This is a genomic window from Acinetobacter sp. OYA S30 (assembly GCF_033599315.1).
Lineage (GTDB): Bacteria > Pseudomonadota > Gammaproteobacteria > Pseudomonadales > Moraxellaceae > Acinetobacter > Acinetobacter baumannii.
In genome coordinates this window covers 1-1515 of sequence record NZ_JAWVAV010000106.1, presented here as the reverse complement: position 1 = coordinate 1515, position 1515 = coordinate 1, and the positions used below count along the sequence as shown (strand labels likewise).

2 protein-coding genes and 1 pseudogene are annotated in these 1515 nt (G+C 41.9%); all 3 read right to left on the bottom strand.

Annotated elements, in window-relative coordinates:
• Window positions 1-42 precede the first annotated feature (42 nt).
• The gene (locus R5R67_RS19300; RefSeq protein ID WP_000368392.1) at window positions 43-549 is read right to left on the bottom strand and encodes a DUF1833 family protein; all 507 of its coding nucleotides are present in this window, start codon (window positions 547-549) and stop codon (window positions 43-45) included.
• Window positions 549-947: a hypothetical protein gene (locus R5R67_RS19295; protein ID WP_000277447.1), complete on the bottom strand. Its 399-nt coding sequence runs from the start codon at window positions 945-947 to the stop codon at window positions 549-551. Before R5R67_RS19295 ends, R5R67_RS19300 begins: the two co-directional genes overlap by 1 nt.
• Before the next feature lie 49 nt (window positions 948-996).
• Window positions 997-1515, bottom strand: a pseudogene (locus tag R5R67_RS19290) (phage tail tape measure protein); the annotation flags it as partial.

The window sequence follows — 1515 nt, the reverse complement described above, 5'->3', positions numbered from 1 at the left end:
ATTCCTCGTCATATTGCTTATCGAGCAAATGATCGTGACTCTTCATATAGCCCCCTTCAAACCACTAAAACGATCCAGTGCAAAGATATCTCCAGTCTTCGCAGTATTTAATCGTGGTGATTCAGCCTTGAATGTCACAGCTTTATGATTCATGGCAACACTGGAGAGTTGTAGACCTAGTAGATAAAACATTGGTGTATTCAAGTTATCTGAACTATAAAGGCGGTAATTTACGGTCGGCTTTACATTAGAATATTGCCCCTCAATTACCCGTTCAAACTCATCCGGCAAAATATCACCAAGCCCAGATATTGAAACGGTCAAAGTCTGGTCCAGATCACCGAGCATTCCGGATCTTTGAATTGTCATAGGAAGGTATTCGTAAAATACTTGCCCCGCGCCTTCATTGTGCTGAACATACACCCCGCGATCATCATTACGGACTACCCGGTAAGTATTCATAAAAGAAGGGTGTGATAGTTCAATACATTCCAATTGATAAACATCTACTTTTCGATTGAAAAAGAATTTGGCATATTCGTTATCCATTAGACCTCCCAATCTTTGATAAGTGCCTGATCAGCGATAAGGTTAGGCTGGTTTTGAACAACTTCGAGCTGTGCATTTACCCGGTAAAGGTTGCCATTCACTTCATTGGTCTTGAACGAGTTGGGAATGAAATTGCATAGATATTGCTGACGTGTTCCCTGATCAATCACCAGATCCGCATAGAATGAGGCTGGCTTATTCTGGTAGACCCGCCAGAAGGCCATCATTTTATTGAAATCGGTTTTACTTAAATTCCAGTTCACATCAACAATGTGGCTATTACGCTTTACATCGATGTAATAGCGACCACGTCCGCCATCCATCTGCTGACGTTTCACATCATCACCTGGTGTTACGCCATAGCCGCTGGTCTGGGGATTTAGCTTTAACTTGTACATAACTTTCCTTCAGGTAATAAAAAACCACCCCGAAAGGTGGTTTTGTTAATTAACGATTCCGTCTTGCTGTCGTATTCTCAGTCAAAGACCGACTAATGGTTGAGTTTGGATTTGCAATTTGATCACTAACAAGCTTCGGTACCTTTCTTGGAAGCTGCTTATCCAGTTCATCTGTAACAATGATCCGGACTGTTTGCTCATCCAGTTGTTCAGCTTTAACTGTCGCCCCACTCACCTGATTAATCACTTCAATTTTGAAATTGATTGTCGGTGAAGCAGGCTCAATTGAAGGCATAATCTCAGCCTGAGGACGTGACGATTGCCCTAAAGTAAAGTCCTGCACGCCTTCAAGATTTGATCGATCCTGAACTAAACCATTTGATGAGAAGTAGACCTTGCCATCGTGGAATAGATCAGAACTGGCCGAAGAAGAAGCGATAGGTACGCTTCTATTACCCTTATAAATAATCTGAGTATCTTGAACCGGTTGATTAAAGATATCAGATTGCTTTTGGCTTTCTATAAAGGCATTAGAGCTCATCATTGCACGGCGCATGACACTATCAGT

Coding starts and splice junctions, on each gene's coding strand:
- R5R67_RS19295 (WP_000277447.1), bottom strand. CDS start 947: ATGTACAAGTTAAAGCTAAATCCCCAGACCAGCGGCTATGGCGTAACA.
- R5R67_RS19300 (WP_000368392.1), bottom strand. CDS start 549: ATGGATAACGAATATGCCAAATTCTTTTTCAATCGAAAAGTAGATGTT.